Source organism: Paenibacillus tengchongensis (assembly GCF_008973665.1).
In the GTDB taxonomy this organism is placed as follows: Bacteria; Bacillota; Bacilli; order Paenibacillales; family Paenibacillaceae; genus Paenibacillus_AQ; species Paenibacillus_AQ tengchongensis.
This window is the reverse complement of the sequence record NZ_WACP01000013.1, coordinates 177,506-194,622: the sequence shown is the minus strand read 5'-3', so window position 1 is coordinate 194,622 and position 17,117 is coordinate 177,506. Positions and strand designations below refer to the sequence as shown.

The 17,117-nt window shown below is 54.7% G+C and carries 16 protein-coding genes; 5 read left to right on the top strand and 11 right to left on the bottom strand.

The window, feature by feature from the left end:
• The first annotated feature begins 54 nt into the window (after positions 1–54).
• Positions 55–999 carry an AraC family transcriptional regulator gene (locus tag F1381_RS21100; RefSeq protein WP_151736820.1) on the top strand — a complete coding sequence of 315 codons (945 nt, stop codon included), beginning with the start codon at positions 55–57 and terminating at the stop codon, positions 997–999.
• Between the two features lie 86 nt (positions 1,000–1,085).
• On the opposite strand, the gene F1381_RS21095 is transcribed toward F1381_RS21100, so the two are convergent.
• From F1381_RS21095 to F1381_RS21085, 3 genes are all read right to left on the bottom strand, one after another.
• Positions 1,086–1,826: a class I SAM-dependent methyltransferase gene (locus tag F1381_RS21095; RefSeq protein WP_151736860.1), complete on the bottom strand. Its 741-nt coding sequence runs from the start codon at positions 1,824–1,826 to the stop codon at positions 1,086–1,088.
• A gap of 266 nt (positions 1,827–2,092) precedes the next feature.
• Complete coding sequence (locus F1381_RS21090) at positions 2,093–2,473, bottom strand: VOC family protein (RefSeq protein ID WP_187355498.1); 381 nt, start codon at positions 2,471–2,473, stop codon at positions 2,093–2,095.
• Positions 2,474–2,673: 200 nt separating this feature from the next.
• On the bottom strand, positions 2,674–3,429 hold the full coding sequence (locus F1381_RS21085; RefSeq protein WP_187355497.1) for an aminoglycoside phosphotransferase family protein: 756 nt from the start codon (positions 3,427–3,429) through the stop codon (positions 2,674–2,676).
• Positions 3,430–3,737: 308 nt separating this feature from the next.
• Between F1381_RS21085 and F1381_RS21080 the strand changes: the two genes are divergently transcribed.
• Positions 3,738–5,651: a DCC1-like thiol-disulfide oxidoreductase family protein gene (locus F1381_RS21080; protein ID WP_151736817.1), complete on the top strand. Its 1,914-nt coding sequence runs from the start codon at positions 3,738–3,740 to the stop codon at positions 5,649–5,651.
• 90 nt (positions 5,652–5,741) lie between these two features.
• Here F1381_RS21080 and F1381_RS21075 read toward each other — a convergent pair whose 3' ends face one another.
• Entirely contained in the window at positions 5,742–6,239 is a 498-nt protein-coding gene (locus F1381_RS21075) for a DUF2798 domain-containing protein (RefSeq protein WP_151736816.1), read from the bottom strand.
• Positions 6,240–6,500: 261 nt separating this feature from the next.
• Between F1381_RS21075 and F1381_RS21070 the strand changes: the two genes are divergently transcribed.
• Entirely contained in the window at positions 6,501–7,472 is a 972-nt protein-coding gene (locus F1381_RS21070; protein ID WP_151736815.1) for a bile acid:sodium symporter family protein, read from the top strand.
• On the opposite strand, the gene F1381_RS21065 is transcribed toward F1381_RS21070, so the two are convergent.
• The 3 genes from F1381_RS21065 to F1381_RS21055 form a co-directional block, all read right to left on the bottom strand.
• Entirely contained in the window at positions 7,473–8,699 is a 1,227-nt protein-coding gene (locus F1381_RS21065; RefSeq protein ID WP_151736814.1) for an RtcB family protein, read from the bottom strand. It abuts the gene before it with no gap.
• Between the two features lie 15 nt (positions 8,700–8,714).
• Entirely contained in the window at positions 8,715–9,524 is an 810-nt protein-coding gene (locus tag F1381_RS21060; protein ID WP_151736813.1) for a nucleotidyltransferase domain-containing protein, read from the bottom strand.
• Positions 9,525–10,039: 515 nt separating this feature from the next.
• A complete protein-coding gene (locus tag F1381_RS21055) occupies positions 10,040–12,358 on the bottom strand; it encodes a glycoside hydrolase family 2 TIM barrel-domain containing protein (RefSeq protein WP_187355496.1) in 2,319 nt (772 codons plus the stop codon).
• 201 nt (positions 12,359–12,559) lie between these two features.
• On the opposite strand from F1381_RS21055, the gene F1381_RS21050 reads away from it, so the two are divergent.
• Positions 12,560–13,873 (top strand): helix-turn-helix transcriptional regulator, encoded by a 1,314-nt coding sequence (locus tag F1381_RS21050; protein WP_151736811.1) that lies wholly within the window; start codon positions 12,560–12,562, stop codon positions 13,871–13,873.
• The gene (locus F1381_RS21045) at positions 13,860–14,684 is read left to right on the top strand and encodes a WYL domain-containing protein (RefSeq protein ID WP_151736810.1); all 825 of its coding nucleotides are present in this window, start codon (positions 13,860–13,862) and stop codon (positions 14,682–14,684) included. The genes F1381_RS21050 and F1381_RS21045 overlap by 14 nt, the downstream gene beginning before the upstream one ends.
• A 523-nt stretch (positions 14,685–15,207) precedes the next feature.
• Here the strand turns inward: F1381_RS21045 and F1381_RS21040 are convergent.
• The 4 genes from F1381_RS21040 to F1381_RS28945 are packed head-to-tail and all read right to left on the bottom strand — an operon-like array spanning position 15,208 to position 16,972.
• Complete coding sequence (locus F1381_RS21040; protein WP_246188134.1) at positions 15,208–15,894, bottom strand: hypothetical protein; 687 nt, start codon at positions 15,892–15,894, stop codon at positions 15,208–15,210.
• Positions 15,842–16,174 (bottom strand): hypothetical protein, encoded by a 333-nt coding sequence (locus tag F1381_RS28950; RefSeq protein WP_246188133.1) that lies wholly within the window; start codon positions 16,172–16,174, stop codon positions 15,842–15,844. The genes F1381_RS21040 and F1381_RS28950 overlap by 53 nt, the downstream gene beginning before the upstream one ends.
• Positions 16,150–16,377: a hypothetical protein gene (locus tag F1381_RS21035; protein ID WP_151736809.1), complete on the bottom strand. Its 228-nt coding sequence runs from the start codon at positions 16,375–16,377 to the stop codon at positions 16,150–16,152. Before F1381_RS21035 ends, F1381_RS28950 begins: the two co-directional genes overlap by 25 nt.
• Before the next feature lie 25 nt (positions 16,378–16,402).
• Positions 16,403–16,972 (bottom strand): GNAT family N-acetyltransferase, encoded by a 570-nt coding sequence (locus F1381_RS28945; RefSeq protein WP_246188137.1) that lies wholly within the window; start codon positions 16,970–16,972, stop codon positions 16,403–16,405.
• Positions 16,973–17,117: the final 145 nt, after the last annotated feature.

Genomic DNA, 17,117 nt, shown 5'->3' with positions numbered 1-17,117 from the left:
CCATTGGGTGCTTCCCCTATAATCTATACAAATCCAAGTAAGGAAGATTCCCTGATGCCCAGAACCAAGAAGCCAGTGATCGAATACCGCCATTACAGTCTGCCGATCCACTTCCCCGTGCTGCTGCTCAGCGGGGAACGCTGGAAGATCTCGGATATTAAGAGTGAGCATCTGCATTTCCATAACCATCTGGAGATCGGCATTTGCCATAGCGACAGCGGCTTTATGCAGATTGAAGGGGAGACGCTGCCGTTTCAGGCCGGGGATGTCACCTGCCTCCCCCGCTACCTTCCGCACACCACCTACAGCTCGCCGGATGAGGCAAGCCTGTGGTCGTATATCTTTTTTTCACCGGAGGAGCTGTTTCAGCAGTCGTTCGGAGGGGCCTACAGCAATGTGGAGCCGGGCTTGCCCGCAATCAAAGGAACAAACTGTATTCTGAGCCGGGAAAAGCATCCCAAGGTCTATCTGCTGGCTACCGCCGTAGTCAATGAATTGCAGCAGAGGCAGCCTTACTATCAGGAAAGCGCATATGGGCTGCTGTTATCCCTCTATATCGAGCTTCTGAGAATCTATTCAAAGCATGAGGCACTGCCCGCACAGCAGACAGGGCATCCGCCCAAGAGTACACTGGCCATCTCCCCGGCGCTGGAGGCAATCGCCCAAAATTACATGTCGCCCATGACCATCGATGAACTGGCCGAGCTGTGCCACTTAAGCACGACCCATTTCCGCCGGAAATTTCATGAAATCATGGGCACAGCGCCGCTCGACTTCCTGAGCAGCACCCGGATTGAGGAGGCCTGCAAGCTGCTGAGGAGCACCGAAGATACCATTCTGTCCATCTCCGGGCAAGTCGGCTTTCATTCCGTCTCCAGCTTCAACCGCTGCTTCGTCAGGCTGATCGGCGAATCGCCGAAGGAATGGCGCAAGAACGCGCTGCAATCCGCCTCGCAGTCGGCCAAAGCCTCCATTCTGGAGTTCACAGGCTGGGTATGAGCCCGGAAAGCAGCAAATACCCCGGAAACTTATAACTTCTAATATGTCCAAAAAAGGGACTGCCCGCAGGCAATCCCTTTCTTCGCTTATGGCTTAACCGCACTGATCATAATCTCTATCTGATCCAGTGCGATATTGTCACGTTTCCACTGGCCTGCTGTACCGCCCCAGATCTGCTCTGCTGTAAGTCCCGTTTCCGCGAACATCCGGATCAGCTCATACGGCAGATATCTCCGCTCCTTCACCTCGACCAGCTTCTTGCCTTCCGGCAAATCCCAGACATCCAGATAATGCTCCACCATCGTTACCGGGTTGAACCTGCCGGAATCAACGTCCTCCTGGGTCAGCGTGCGGAGCCGCATGTAAGCATTCAGCGTCGTAAGGAGCAGGCGGCCGCCCGGCTTCAGCGCATCCGAAATCCGCTGCAGGATCGCCATATCATGCTCCAGAGGCTCCTCACCGCGGCCAACCAGGCCAAACGCCCCTTCGCACAGGCAGATCACGGCATCAAATGCGGAACCAGCCATATACTTCACCGCATCGCATTGAACCCACTCTACCTGAATTCTGGCTTCCGCCGCAGCCTTCCGGGCCTCCTCCAGCATCCCTGCCGAGAGATCGACGCCAGTGACCCTGTATCCGCGCTTAGCGAGTTCGATGGAATGCCGCCCCGTCCCGCAGCCGATATCCAGAATACTTCCGCCCGGCGATAGCCCCAGCTCCTCCAGTACAAAGTCAACCTCAGCTAATGTATTCTTCGTAAATCCGTTATTCATATAATGCGGCGCATGCTGATCAAAAAATGCTTCCCACTGATTCATGCTCATCATTATACCTCCGTGTTAGACGAACCACAGAAGCACCCCAATCCACTTGCTAATGAATCCGGCTTCCGGGCTCAAATTCGTTGGTTAACCCCTTGAACACCTATACGAAGACTTATCATACCATCTCTCCCCTTCGCTTGTTATTCCCAGCATAAATATATCTTCCAGTATTTTCAAGGTATTATTTAATTAAAGCTATGTTCTCCCGATGATAGCCATTCGTTGTCTCAATGTAAAGCTAACCCTCCGTTTCAGGGAGCCCATTGTTAGACCGCTGCGCAGATCTCAAGCAGATTTCCTTCGGGATCGGCCACAAAGCTTGTCCGCAGGCCATAATCCTCCGTCTTCGGCGGAAACACCGGAACCGCTCCTCCGGCCACCACCCTGGCAAATTCCGCATCCACCTCCGACGGGTGATCCACACCAAAGGTAACCTGTGTCATTCCGTTGATACCGCGGGTATAAGAGAACTTCCTGTCCGGGTCCATCAAGCTGCGCTCACACAAATTGAAGAACATTCCATTGTCCAGCTGAACCCCGGTAAACGGCCCGCCGTCCCATTGCAAGTCCAGACCGATGACCTCTCTGTAGAACCTGACCATAACCTCCATATTGTCTGCAAAAACACCGATTGCACCGAGCTTCATCTGTATATCAGCAGCCTCCTTTGTTCGGATAACGTTCATAGACACTAAAAGTATAATTGTGGCAACAGAATTCCACAATATTCCTAATTTCAATTATTACAGATTGAGGTAAATCGATGAACTGTGCTGCAGCTGCTCGAATAAATTGAGACCCACCAGGGTGGCGGTTTTTTTCGTACCCTGTTAGGGATAAATTATGATTACAGGCTTGTTCCCGCAGCCATTTGTAAATACCGCTCCAGCATATTTTTCGCATACGCGTCACGGGTCCAAGCTCCTAAGCACCAGGTCATATAACGGATGCCGAGATAACGCGCAGCCGTTGCGTACATCAGCCTGAACCGTTCAGCAGGAAGCACGATTCCATGCGATCCCAGCACATCCCGGTATTCATCCGCCTGCTCCGGATTTAATCTCATCGGAATATCCAGGAACAGCGGCCCGTACCTGGCCTCCTCCCAATCGATGAACATCACCTCCTGATTGCTGTGCACCAGTACATTGCCGGGATTCAGATCATTATGAATTAAGGTGTGCGAGCTTACCTCGTTCACTACTGGCTGCATGTCATCCACTATACTTCGGGCTGCAGCATCAATCTCAGGAATGTAGCTGCCGTAAGCTCCGATAAACGCCTCATTACGTTTAGCTTCTTCCCAAAATGGCCGCCACCGCCTTTCGACCACTTCCTCCATATGCTTCCGATCCACCACAGGAAGCCAGGCTAATTCACTGTGCAATCCGTGATTTGCCCTGTGGATGAAAGCTAACGTCTGAATTTCTTGATGCTGCAGCTTCTCAATCTCCAGGTTCTGATAATCGGTCTTATAATCCACATCTTGAATACACAGCAGCGCCCGGTCCTCTGACTCCAAATCATACGTTAAGCTGAATGGTACATTGGCCGACTGGTGCAGCAGCCTGTGCATGGTCCTGCGTTCCGTCAGCTTTGCCATTTTTGTAATCAAAGAGCAGGATTCCAACACTCCTTGATCGTCCATAATAACGCTATGCCTGGACAAATTGACCGCCTGGGAGCCCAGGCTTAGCGGGGTGCTTTCTACATTTATAACGTCAGCCGTATCCGAAATATATCGTTTGACCGTTTCTTCAATTATTTTGACAATTCCACTGGTATCTGTCCCGCTCATCCTCCACCACTCCGTTCCTTTCATTCGAGCATAGCACTGTCTGTCGTTGTTTGTCCTGCAGTCAAACGGTTAATGATGAGAGAACAACATGACTGGCACAAGGAGGCAAAGCGATGGTGAAATGGTTGAAGGCGAAGCTGTATGACCGCAAGGAGCCGGCTTTCCCACTGGCGCTGTTCCGGATGGGCTTCTCCCTTTTATTTATACTTGAAGTGCTGCAGATGATGTACTTCAGAGATTTGATCTTTCAACAGGACAGCCTGGCTGCAGAGGCTCCGGCATTCTTGTCCGTGTTGTTCGCCCTGTGGCTGATAGCGCTCGTGCTGCTGCTCATTGGGGCGCTGACCCGGCCCGCAGCCATTGTCAATTATGCGATAAGCGTGTACATGTTGGGCTTTGTCACCGTAAATGAAGCGAACAACTGGCAGGTGGATTCGCTGTTTCTGACGGGCGCTTTCCTGATCATGTTCATGCCGGTATCCGCCTGTATATCGGTTGAGAGCCTGATGGAACGCCGCCGCCAAGCCCGTGTGCGTGTCCGCAAGCTGCCGCGGCCGCAGGCCCGGTTCATTCATACTTCGCTCCTGATTTTGCTGATCGGACTGTTCTATCTCGATTCCATGCTCTACAAGCTGTCCTCCTCCATGTATCTCACCGGTTTGGGGTTATGGGCTCCGGCTTCACTCCCTTTTACGACGTATTATGACGTATCCTGGCTGATCGATCATCACTGGCTGGTGCTGATCCTTGGCTACTCGCTGCTGGTCTATGAGCTGCTGTATGTCTTCCTGGTATGGTTCAAGCCGCTGCGGGTATGGCTGAGTATCGGAGGGGTGCTGCTGCACGCCGGTGTGCTGGTAGTGTTTCCGATTCCGGTCATGAGTCTCCTGGTCACTGTCATTCATCTGGCCGTCATTCCGGAGAGCGCATACCGCAAGCTGTACGACCGGCTTCTTGCAGCTAAACGCAAGCATCTGACCGTTTATTACGACCGGCTCTGTCCGCTGTGCCGCCAGACCGTCGGCATCCTGTCGGCCCTTGATATCTGCAAGGCGATCGAATGGAAAGCGCTGCAGGATTTCGCGGCAGAGGAGAAACTGCTGTCAGGCATTCCCGAGGCGGACCTGCTGCACGATATTTACGCCGTAGAGAAGGGAACGAAGCTGCATAAAGGCGTGGATACGTACGCTGCGATTCTGCGGTCCATGGGCTGGACTTTTCCGGCCGGATTGCTGCTTGGCCTGCCGCCGGTTCATGGCATCGCCGCCCGCATTTACGGTGCAGTAGCGGCCAGACGCAAACTCGAAGGCGGCTGTACGGACAGCACCTGCGGGATCGGCATCGCCGCCCCGCCGGAACAGGCTGCATCGGTTCTGGCCGGAAAGATCTGGCCGGCCGGGACGTTTCTGCTGCTATGGGGAATTTCCTTCATCGTCCTTTCCTTCGGAACCCCGTTCTACGGGAAGTATATAACCGGCGAAGACAGCCGCACTACGGCTGCTCTAAGGGATACAGCCGCAGTGTATAAGCGGATCACGTATCCGGTGCTGGGCTGGAGCAATCATGGGGTATACACGGAAAGCCATTTTGAGGATTACAGGTTTCAGACGCGCCTCGTTTATGTTAACGGCGATGCTGTAACTGCGCTGCCGATCATGGACGGCAGCGGGTTCTCCCGGGCCTATATGGTCGGCCGCCAGTGGGATCACTGGGCTTACGCCACGGCCCATCCCGGGCTTCCGTTCGAGCAGGCCAGCCGCAGCATGCTGGATTACGCCGCTTTCTGGGCGGAACGCAGCGGGGTGGATCTCGCATTCGGCAACGGCCGCATTGAAATCCAGCGCAAGCCCCTTGAGGTGTCGATGGATGAATTCCGCCCGGGCCTGTTGAAGGCGAACATGGCTCAGCCGTGGACCCGGGTCGGCGAGATTACGGCAAGCGGCGGAGAATTGCAGATTGTAATGGACGCCGAGGAAGCCGGGGAAGCCCAAGCGACTTGGAGAGAAGCGGTCGAAGGGGCCGGCTGACCGGGAATAATGCAAACAACCGGGCTGGAACAAGGGAACCTCCCCCTTGCCCTGGCCCGGTTTTATTTTGCCTGCTTCATATTAATAGAATTATGCACTCACTGTCTTACGCGCCTGATGTGCATGCAGCTTCTTCATGGCAAACCTGGCAATCGGCTGGGCGATCAATACCTCCACCCAAAAGGCGATAAAGAAGTTGCGCGGCCAGTCATAGAAGAAGTTGCGGACCGGCTCCAGGCTGATCTCCCGCATCCCGATCCAGGAACCGATTACGGTCAGGAGGACAGAAAGAATGGTAACACTGAAGAGGATCGTGAACAGCACTCTGGCATTGAAGCTGTCGGTAGGCATGGTAAACCTGTGCACAAGTCTGCTGACTATCGGATTGGCAACAAGCGTGACGAGCAGAATGACGCAAATCCATACGAACGGAATCGCCTGCAGGGTGTCAAGATAGACTTCCCGGCTGAACCCGAATTTGAAGCCCATAATCAGCGGTGCGATCAGGTTGACGGAAAGAATGGATATAATCGCCAGAAATATAACGAATTCTTTGCCGTTCCGCGGTAATCTTGTTTCTTCATGCATAAGTGACCATCTCCATTTGAAAGTAATTTCAGATGGTAGACGTATCTTAAGAGACATATATTTTTGGACTGTACCGAAGGGTAGCACAGCCAATATCTCTACACACTGATTTTTAGATTCTAGCACATTTTTCAGATGATTTTCAAAGGCTGCTGCCCGTACAATTTCGTGACAAAATCGCAAAGAGCGCCCGATGAAAGGTTGTCCTGCCATTCAATAGTTGTATAATGGGAAGAACTCACCGCAAAGGAAGTCATGATAATGCTTCTTGCTTTAAACCGTAAGCTAAACCGCATGATGCCGCTTATTACTCCGGTTAGCGTCCTGATAGGCGTGCTCAGCGGAACCGCGTTATCCCCATATACGTTCTTGTCACCCTGGCTGTTTGCGTTTATGACGTTTGCCGGAAGCATCAGCCTGGGATTTAAGGATTTTCTGAATGTTCTCAAAAGACCGCTGCCCCTATTCGCCTGTATATTCGTCCTGCATATTGCGATGCCTCTGGTCGCCTTCGGATTCGGAAATGTGCTGTACTCCGGGGATCAGTACACCATTACCGGGCTGGTGCTTGCCGCAGTAATCCCTACAGGCGTAAGCAGCTTCATCTGGGTCAGTATCTATAAAGGCAATACCGCGCTGACCCTGTCAATCATTCTGATTGATACGCTGCTGGCTCCTTTTGCTGTTCCCGGCGTGCTGTCGGTGCTGATTGGAACCAGCGTGAAGCTGGATGTCTGGGCGATGATGGGCAGCCTCTTCTGGATGATCGTCGTGCCCTCCCTGCTCGGCATGGTGCTCAATGAATGGAGCAAGGGCGCCGTCGCTCCCCGCTGGAGCCCCAGACTGAATCCGTTCTCCAAGCTGTTCATGGCTATCGTCATCATGATTAACGGGTCTGTAATTTCGCCATATCTGGCCGATATCGACCTGCAGCTGGTGCTGCTGGCCGGTGTGATCGTGCTGCTCGCCTCTACGGGCTATGCGATTTGCTTCCTGATCGCGGGGCTGCTGCGCTGGAACGAGGCAGACGAAGTCGCCCTCGTCTTCAATGGCGGCATGCGCAATATCAGCGCCGGCGCCGTGCTTGCCGTCTCGTACTTTCCCGCGCCGGTAGCCGTTCCGGTCGTGCTGGGTATGGTGTTCCAGCAGCTGCTGGCTTCCCTCGTAGGCTTCCTGCTCAGCACCCGCACAAAGCTGAGAGTGGCAGCCGGAAAAAATTCAACGGCAGCATAATTAATCCTTGTACGGGTCGAATTCATCGGCCCCGGCCATACAGACACCGACCGGCTTCAGCCCATGCATGACCTCTACGGTCTCCGCATGGGCATCCAGCACCTCCTGCAGCTTCCGGTAGACGAACGGGCTCTCGTCCGTGCCTGCGCCGCGCAGCTCTACGCCGTATGCCGATACGGCTGCAGCCATCTGCTCTGGAGTAATCAGCCCGCCGCTGCGCGTGCGGGTCTTCCAGTTCATTTTGCCTGCAGCCTGAGTGCGGCTCATCAACCGTCCCGCACCGTGAACGGTGCTGTAGTAGGCCTCACGGTTCTCTGCACTGTCCTTGCCTCTGACGATCACGGAAATATCGCCCATGCTGCCGCCGATAAATCCGATCTGACCCGGCGCTGACGGAGTAGCTCCTTTACGCACCACAACCACTTCCCGGCCGTTATGGTTCTCCTTCCAGGCATAGTTATGGTGGTTATGCACCTCCAGCTCAGCGCCGGTGCCCAGAATCTTCAGCACCTGCCGCATCACTTCGTCTCTTCCCGCATAGGCATAGCGTCCGGCCAGCTTCATCGCCCGGTAATACATCTCGCCCAGCTCACTGTTGAGATCCAGCAGCACCGGAGGCTGATCCATCTTCTCTCCCGGGGCGTTCGCCAGAAACGCTCTGCCTGCCGCCAGATTGATGAAACCGCTGGCTGTCTTATGCCCGAACCCTCTGCTGCCGAAATGATTGGCCACCCACAAGGCCCCCGTCTCCGCTTCCTCGAACAGGTCCACAAAATGATTGCCGCTGCCGACCGTCCCCAGCTGATTGCGGGCCAGCAGCTTCAGCTTGTCGTGCTCCTGTACGCCCACAGCCTTAAAGACATCCCAATCCGGATCATCAAACAGTTCATGATCGACCTTCTCATTGTTAATCCGCCCGACCCCGAAGGAGATTTTACGGGCAATTTGATCCATAATCTGCGGGAGCTTCGGCTTAACGTCCTTGGCGGACAAGCCGGTCCGCACCGCTTTGTTGCCGCAGGCAATGTCGTAACCTACGCCGGAAGGTGAGATTTGTCCGTCATACACGACCACACCACCTATCGGCTGGCTGTATCCTTTATGATGATCCGCCATCAGCAGCGTCTGCACCACCTGGCCGTACTCCGCACATATTTTGGCCTGAGCCAGCGCGCCCTCGTCAGGTTTGCCCCAGACACGTACATTATCGATGGTTTGGTAAGCCATCCGCTTCAACTCCTGTTATATAGTAAAAATCCTACCCTGCCCGTGCCCCCATACCTCCTGCAGCACCGAGAGAAACAGCCTATCCAACCGTTCACTTTGATCCCCGGCGCCTGGCGGAACCGCTGCGGCCGCCTGTTCATAGTGCAGGATCCGCTCCTCCAGATAATCATTAATCACGTGAATTCTCGGCTCGTTGTCCATCTCCTCGCCCGCCCGCTTGCGGACCAGCAGCTCGTCTACGCTTGCCTTCAGCCTGCTGTCCGCAGGCACAAGGTCACCGGCAAGCCGGGCAAACTCCATCGGCGGCATGCTGCCGTGCTTCGCAATCCATTCACAGGCCAGAATCGGCCGCAGCACATAGAAGTACTTCTTGATCCGGACGCGTTCACCCTGCAAATACTGCCGGTAATTGCCCTTCGCCATATGCAGATAGTGATACATGCAGGACCTTGGCGAGAAGGTCAGCGGCGATAGACTGCGGATCTGCTCCGCGGCGCTATGATTCTCCCGGTACACAATCGGCGACTGCAGCCACTCCAGCAGCGGCGGGTTCGACTTGCGGAACAGCCGCAGCGCTTTGCGCAGGTCCCAGCCGCTCATGTCCAGCATATTATTGATCGGGCGCTCGATGACATCCCGCTTATCTTCAATGGACAAGTACCACTCCACCGGACGGACATAGATGAATCGCACATCATAATCGCTGTCCTGCGAGGGAAAGCCCCAGGCCCGGCTGCCGGATTCACAGGCATAGACAATCTGCACCTGCTCTTCCCGTTCAATCCGGCTTAACTGCTCTGAAATTTGGTGATGCATTTCCGTCATATCGCGTCCTCCTGCTCCCGCTTTACTTTCCGTATGCTCCGAGCTACCGATCTGCTTACGGCACGCCCAGAGCACCGCTCTGCTTACGGCACGGTCTGAACTTTCTCCTCAAGCGAACCACTCATTACTGACCAAATTATTGCATCTTTAAACCTCCCCGAACAGGGTGGATGTATTACAACCCCTCTGCTCAAGCCAAAAAAGAGCTGTCCTAGAAGCCATGAACCGGCCGCTTTAGGACAACTCCTCTAGGATTGATGCTGACGAGTCTGCTCCCGGTGGGGGACTGTGCCAGTACTTTCACGCTAACAGACCCAGGCGCCGCTATTTCCCGGTGTTGCGCCAATGATCCACCGTAACGGACTCCAGTGACCTTATTTGAAGATGATAGCGCATCCATAGAGCTAAGTCCCCGTTATAAGGCCTCCTGAGTCCGCAAGGTCTGCGAAATCGTAACTTCGGCAGAAATATGGGCGTACCCTCCGTTAGCTGGCAAGCCGGGGCGGGTACACCTTCTACTCTATAACCAATTCCTTGCCTTCCAGCCCGTCTGACCGCACAGTAACCACCGCCCGGCCGCCGAAGCGGACAATAGCCTGAGCCAGTCCGTTGAAAGCCTTGCGCACACTGCTATGGGCAAGCGTATGGTCCGACGGGTCGCCGTTAGCGGTGCCGAGCAGCTCAACCTCCCCTTCCAGCACGAACATAAGCTCATTGCCGGCATCCGGTACCCTCAGGCCCTGCTCATCCTGCACCTCCGCCTTGATGACCGCGATATCATTCTCCTGGTAATCAAGGCTTAACACTACCCGGTACGGAGACTCGGTCGTTCTGATAATCTCCTCCTTCAAGAGAACACCGTCCCGATACCCTTTGGCTCGCAGTTCTCCCGGTTCATAGGTGATATGCTCCCATTCCAAATAGCCATCCGTCTCCATCTTCTTAATTCCCAGGCTTCTCCCGTTCACCGCCAGCTCGACTTCATCAAAGTTAGCGAAGACATGCACATCCTTCCTCTCACCCGGCTCACCGTTCCAGTGCGGGAAGACATGTAGCACCTCCTCGTCCGTCCACCAGGCTTTGTAGTAATAGTAGAAGTCCTTCGGGTAGCCGCAAAGGTCCATAATACCGAACTGAGAGCTGGTCGCGGGCCAGGCATACGGGCTCGGTTCACCGTAATAATCGAAGCCTGTCCAGAGAAAAAGCCCGCTCATATACGGGGGCTTTGCAGCACGCCACTGCTGGGCACCCTTCATATATGAGCTTTCCGTCTTGTCGGTGACCGCCAGATGCCCCTTCTCCGCTTCTGTATTATAACAGCCTCTTGTGGATTTGAAGGTTCCCTGCTCCGTACAGATCATCGGCTGCTTCGGATACCGTTCATGGTATTCCTGCCACCGGTGATCCTGATAGTTAAACCCGGCGATGTCGAGCTGCTCAGAGATGCCGGCAATGTCGGAGATGTCTTCAATCGGGCGTTTATTGGCCAGATCCCACATCAGGAGGCCCATCGTTACCGGCCGGGTATCATCAAGCTTACGGACCCGCTCTATCATCGTGCCGGCAATTCTGGCGCCCTGGGGTGTGGTCTGTGACTGCGCTTCCTCGTTGCCGATGGAGTACATGATGACAGAAGGATGGTTGCGGTCGCGCCGCACCATGAATTCAAGCTGCGTAAGATCCTCCCTGGCGCTGGAGAGCAGCCGGGTCTCGTCCATCACAAGCATCCCCAGCCGGTCACAGACGTCCAGCAGCTCCGGCGTAGGCGGATAATGCGAGGTCCGGTAAGCATTGCAGCCCATTTCCTTCAGCTTCTGAATGCGGTACGTATAGATTTCATCCGGCAGCGCGGTGCCCAGTCCGCCATGGTTCTGGTGAGCGCAGACTCCCTTGATTTTGACACTTCTGCCGTTAAGGAAGAAGCCTTCATCCCCGGTAAACTTAATGTCCCGGATACCGAAGCCGGCGCTGTATTCATCCGTCAGCTCATCGTCAATGTAGGCCCTGCACACAGCCCTATACATATGCGGAGCATCCAGATCCCATAGCGATACACCGGACAGATGAACCTCCTGTTCCACACATTCATCCAAGAGCTCTGTCTGCATGGCTCCCACACCGTCACCGTCCGGATTGATAATCTCGGTAACCAGCCGAATCCGGGCGGACTGCCCATTGTCCACCTCCGTCTTCACCTTAATTTTGGCCGCCAGCCGCTCCGGGTCAACCTCACAGGAGACAAATACATGATCGATGTGCACTTTGGCGGTCTTCTGCAGATAAGTGTGCCTGTAAATACCGCCGCCCTCATAGAACCAGCCTTCCGCGCCTCTGGCGTCCGCCCGCACGGAAATCACGTTATCGCCGCCGTAATTGATCAAGTCGGTAATATCACAGTGGATGCCGGTGTAGCCGCTTAAATGCTTTTCCACAAAAAAGTTATTTACAAAGATGGAACTGTCCCTGTAGATGCCGTCAAAAATAAAAACAATCCTCTTCCCCTTATCCTCCCCAGGAATGTAAAAGCGCTTACGATACCACCCGACATTCTTTACCAAGGATCCGGCGGTCGTATGCATGTTATTGACGCTCTGCATTTCCGGTATGGCGTTGTCTTTATCATTGAATTCATTGACCATGTACGGCTGAGGCTCCCCTTCAATGACAAAATCATGGGGCACGTCGACCTCTCTCCATGCGCTGTCGTCGAATCCGATACTTTCCGGCCCCTGGTTCCAGGAGCCTGATTTCCCCCAGGCCCAGCGGTTTCTCGGCTCTGTGAAATCCCCCAGGTGGAATTTCCAGCCTTTGTCCATTGATATTGTCTCGCGCATTTGATGTCCCTCCCGTATGTGCAGGCCCTTTCCGTCAACGGACGGCATCAGGCCGAAATATACTTAAAATGATAAAATTCATATAACCTTTCTTCAAGATAACGATATTCCGAATCCTATTAAAATATTAAGATCACTGTTGCAGAAAAGCCGCCCCTGCTACAATGGAAAGAAGGCACTACCCCGAACGGAGGATCAGCAATGGCCAAGGAAAGCTTCGATAAAGAGATCCAGTTTCTGCGCATGCTTGTCTTAACCAGCGGCGCTTTCAGCAGGCAGCAGTTCGCCGAGCGGCTCGGCATCTCCGTCCATACCTTCGACAAGACGCTGCGGCGGCTGAAGGAAGTGGCCGGCTCCCTGCACCCGCAGGAGCCGCAGGAGCCGGGCAAGGAGCTGACAGATCCCATCCGCTTCAGCTACTATGACTCCACGGACCCGCTGCTGCTGTTTCTGTTCCGCGCCAAATCCGTCAAAGAAACAGAAAGCCAGCGCATCTCGCTCCTGCTGGGCGCCTTGAACGGGCAAGCGCTGACGGCCATGGAACTGCTGGATCTATGCTGCGCAGGCCTGCCCGCCGAGCTTGCTCTGCCCGATGAGAAGACGATCCGCTCCGATCTGAAATATCTGGAGGAGGTCGGCGTTATCCGGCGGGAGCCGGGACCCCGGCCCTACCGGTACCGCATTCAGGACGATCTGGTGCGCAGCTTGTCGGAGGAAGAGCTGATCGATTTATATGACTTCGTTGATGTAATGGCGAATACGCAGGTGCCCTCCGTACAAGGCTATCTGCTGCGCGACGGCCTGAAGAAGCAGCTCATGCGGAGCCCGGAAGCGAAATATGCGGCCGAGCCGTTCCTGTATAAATATCATTATCATTCACGGATTTTGGATGAAGCTCATCTGTTCACGCTGCTGCACGCCATCCGCGGACGCCGCCGGGTGCAGTTTCAGTATTTCTCCCCCAAATCGGAGAAAAGCTATGCCGCCAAGAATACCAATCCGTTGTTCGAGCGCAGCCCCGAAGGCAAGGCCGAGAGGGCGCTGCCGCTCAAGATCGTCTACGACCATCAATACGGAAGATGGTATCTGCTGGCCCACGGCCGGGAGGGCATCCGTAAATACCGCACCGAGGGAATCATCCAGATCACCGAGGAGGATGAGGCGGCCGATGAACAGTGGTACAGACAGAAGCTGCAGGAGCTGGATGAGCGGCTGCGGTACAGCTGGCTGATCGACACCGGCAAGCCGGTCACGGTGCGCGCCCGCTTTTACAATCCGGAGGGCTCGGATTTCAACTTTGTGAAGGAACGTGTGCTGCTGCAGGGGCAGTGGGGAGAAATCATCTATGAGGACGGACATTCGTTTATTTATGAGATCGTGGTGAACGGAACTACCGAGATCAAGCCGTGGCTGCGAAGCTTTGGGTCCAGCTGTGAGGTGCTTGAGCCGGCCCGGCTGCGCCGCGAGATGATTGAGGAATGGAAGGAGATCAAAGCCTACTATGAATCTGTTTGAGAAAATCTTTAACCACCAGATCATCTCCCGGCTGGAGGACTCCGGCATCTTCACCGTCACCTCTCATGAACGGGCCTGGCTGAAGACGATGCTGGCCCATCCGGCAGCAGGCGAAGCTTTCACCCCGGAGACGCTGGAGAAGCTCCGCATCATTCTGGAGCATGACCAGGCCATGGACATCTCCGGCCACCTGATCGAGAAGGCCCGCAGCTGGGAGAAGCAGGTCTACCATCCGCTCCTCCGTCCGCTGCGCCGGCTGATGATGCATAAGAGCGGCATCCGCATCACTTATAGCATCAAGAGCGGGCGGGTGTATGCGGATCAGTACGGCCTGCCGTACCGGCTCGAATATTCACTGGTCAAGCGGGAGTGGTACCTGCTGTGGTATCACATCCGCCACCGGGTGTTTATGAGCACCAGGCTGGCCAATATCCAGTCCCTTAATCCGGAATATGTTAACCCGGCGGTAGCGGAGCGCATTCTCAGGAAGATCGGCGCAACGCTCGAAGCGCGCAAAGACGAGGTGACGCTAGAGATCGTCCGGAGGTACAACGAAGAATTGTCGCGCATCCTCTACGCCCTCTCCAGCTTTGAGAAGAAGGTGGAATATGACCAGGAGCAGGACCTCTACCGGATGAAGGTCTGCCTGATCGGCGATGAAATGGAGTATCTGCTGTCCAAAATCCGTTTTCTCGGCAAGCGGGTCCGGGTGACCGAGGGCGATTATCTGCAGCGCCGGATGCTGGAAGCATCGACGAAGGCGCTGGAGCGTTACGGGACTTCGCCGGTGGACGAGGAGATGTCGTCGTAGAGAAACGGCTGCATTACGTTCTTCCCAGCCAGTCTCTGGCGCATGTTAGAGGTCGAATAGCTGCTGCTCTGGTGCAGGCGAGCTGAAAGTGCGTTGACCAAGCCATATCTAAGGACAGTGTGCGCCGCCATCTCCGCTCTTACTCGCCAGGTAGATAGTTCGTAGCTGCAATTTGATGCGGTCAAGTTGCTAGTTTGATTTTCGCCACTTATTTTCCGCGTACAGTCCCATTGTCCGGATCTAGTTCGATTTCCTCCACCTAATTTGACGATACACCGCTCCAAGTGTCAGTTTCACTATGATTAAGTGGCGATTATCGAACTATCTTATCGCTGATCCGGACCCATGGGCTATTTAAGTGGCGAAAAGCAAGCTAATACCTCCACAGCGAAACTTGAGCGCCCCATGCCGGACGGTGGAGCCCTTTCTCCACATTACATAGCTGCTACTTTGGTGCAGACAAAAAACTAGCCGTCCCCGGCAGCCCTTAGGCTGTGGAGACGGCTTCTTCATGCACTGCGGCTTACAGCCGCGGATCGATGTCTGTTTCCTTGGCTACCTCGAACAGCAGATTCGCGGCAATCTCCGCGTAGGCTTCGTGATCGGGGCTGATCTCCGCAAAGGGAACCGCCAGCATCTGCTGCCCCAGCCGGTACTCGTTCAGCGAGGTCCGCAGCTTCGGACGCACATTTTTTTGCTGCATCAACTTCTTGTACTTATGCGGGAACTTGTAATCATAACCGTAGATGATGGACAGATAATCCGGGTTCCGTACCTTCATATAGGGTACTGTCTCCCCGTTCCACCGCTCCGGCTTGATGACGATGCCTTCCATCTGGTTCTCCAGCGTCAGCTTGGCGAAATAACGCTCTGCTTGCTCCTGGGCATCCGGGGCGGACAGATCCAGCTTCACCGCCTCGTCCTCCGACAGAAAGGCGTACATCTCGGAGGTCACAGTGTCCGGGATTTCCTCGCTCCCGTCTTCATAAACCATTTTCAGTACCGCAAACGGTTTGAACTCCATCTCACCCTCTTCCGCGTAGAGCTCCAGCTGCCGTTTGTAGGTCTGATGCGCCTGCAGATGTGCAGCCAGCGGAACCCTATTCTCCCGGATGTCCCCCATGTACTTATAGGTCTGGTACACACTCGGGCCATACTTATCGTTCAGAGCTGCCTTGGCTGAGCGACTCCAGCTCGTTCGTCCCCTCATTCTTGTCGGCCGGCGACATCGTGCCGGAGATGAAGTTGATCCGGTGGCGGGAGCAGTAGCGGAGACGGCGAATATCTTCCTCGCCCAGCTCTCCGACGGACACCTTACGTACCTGCTGGAAGAGAACCGGCAATGACTCCGTAATTACGGCCTGTGCCGACTTGCGGGACTTCAGGAACGGCTTAAACGTGATGCTGACCGAGGTCAGCTGGTCAAGGATACGAAGACTAATCTTCTGGGTTATATCAAATGGGGTTATTCTGCGGCTGGAGTACAACAAGTGATTAAGCCATGCTTTACTGCCAGCAGCAGCCCGTCATGAAACGCACCGTCGCTCTCCGGCACAGCCGGACTTAAATCAATGGCCGCCACTTTGGACACCGAGACGGTAGGTGCTTTTGAAGAGACTGCTGCGAAGGCTGGCACGGTGACCAGCAGAGTCAGGCACAGGGCAGAGCATAGGGTTACGGGTGTTTTTTTCATGTTATATTGCGTCCTGCTTCTAACGTCATTTCCCGTACTCCTCCCGCAGCAGCCCGTATATCTCCAAATCCACAACACCCTTACCAGTCCAGAGCGAGGCCTGTCTCAGCAGCCCTTCCTTGCGGAAGCCGTTCTTCAGCAGCACCTGCTTGGAAGCCCTATTAGGCGGCATGACCTCGGCCTGCACCCGGTTAACGTTAATTTCCCGGAACAGGAATTCGAGCAGAAGCTGCACCGCCGCAGTAGCGGTCCCTTTCCCCCAGCAGGCTTCCGCGAGGTAATAGCCGATGGTCACCTTGTTTACTTTTGCCTCAAAATCCATCGCCTCAATAATCCCCAGCAGACGACCGGGCTCCGCCTTGGCGAAGATCCCCCATTTAACCCGCGACCGCTTATTGTAATCCCGTTCGAAATGGCCGATCATATGCTTCACCGTCTCTTTGTTATGCTTGGGGAGGATGCCGCACCACTCGAACACTTTGCCGTTATTGTAGATTTCAAATACGCCATCCAGATGATGGGGTTCGATCTTAGCCAACAGGAGTCCGTCTGACTCCAGGACAGGAAACTGTCCGAACACGGCTTCCAGATTCATCCCGTCACTGCCCTTATTCTTATGTTTGGTTCTGAACTCCTTAAATGCGATTCCTTGCAGATACTTGTTCCCGGCGATCAGCCGGCTTGCTCTCTTTAAGACCTCCGGCCCTTGGGGCGCACCGCTGCTTCGGATCAGCAATAAC

Coding starts and splice junctions, on each gene's coding strand:
- F1381_RS21100 (WP_151736820.1), top strand. CDS start 55: ATGCCCAGAACCAAGAAGCCAGTGATCGAATACCGCCATTACAGTCTG.
- F1381_RS21095 (WP_151736860.1), bottom strand. CDS start 1,826: ATGAGCATGAATCAGTGGGAAGCATTTTTTGATCAGCATGCGCCGCAT.
- F1381_RS21090 (WP_187355498.1), bottom strand. CDS start 2,473: ATGAAGCTCGGTGCAATCGGTGTTTTTGCAGACAATATGGAGGTTATG.
- F1381_RS21085 (WP_187355497.1), bottom strand. CDS start 3,429: ATGGCAAAGCTGACGGAACGCAGGACCATGCACAGGCTGCTGCACCAG.
- F1381_RS21080 (WP_151736817.1), top strand. CDS start 3,738: ATGGTGAAATGGTTGAAGGCGAAGCTGTATGACCGCAAGGAGCCGGCT.
- F1381_RS21075 (WP_151736816.1), bottom strand. CDS start 6,239: ATGCATGAAGAAACAAGATTACCGCGGAACGGCAAAGAATTCGTTATA.
- F1381_RS21070 (WP_151736815.1), top strand. CDS start 6,501: ATGCTTCTTGCTTTAAACCGTAAGCTAAACCGCATGATGCCGCTTATT.
- F1381_RS21065 (WP_151736814.1), bottom strand. CDS start 8,699: ATGGCTTACCAAACCATCGATAATGTACGTGTCTGGGGCAAACCTGAC.
- F1381_RS21060 (WP_151736813.1), bottom strand. CDS start 9,524: ATGACGGAAATGCATCACCAAATTTCAGAGCAGTTAAGCCGGATTGAA.
- F1381_RS21055 (WP_187355496.1), bottom strand. CDS start 12,358: ATGCGCGAGACAATATCAATGGACAAAGGCTGGAAATTCCACCTGGGG.
- F1381_RS21050 (WP_151736811.1), top strand. CDS start 12,560: ATGGCCAAGGAAAGCTTCGATAAAGAGATCCAGTTTCTGCGCATGCTT.
- F1381_RS21045 (WP_151736810.1), top strand. CDS start 13,860: ATGAATCTGTTTGAGAAAATCTTTAACCACCAGATCATCTCCCGGCTG.
- F1381_RS21040 (WP_246188134.1), bottom strand. CDS start 15,894: ATGAGGGGACGAACGAGCTGGAGTCGCTCAGCCAAGGCAGCTCTGAAC.
- F1381_RS21035 (WP_151736809.1), bottom strand. CDS start 16,377: ATGAAAAAAACACCCGTAACCCTATGCTCTGCCCTGTGCCTGACTCTG.
- F1381_RS28945 (WP_246188137.1), bottom strand. CDS start 16,972: ATGAATCTGGAAGCCGTGTTCGGACAGTTTCCTGTCCTGGAGTCAGAC.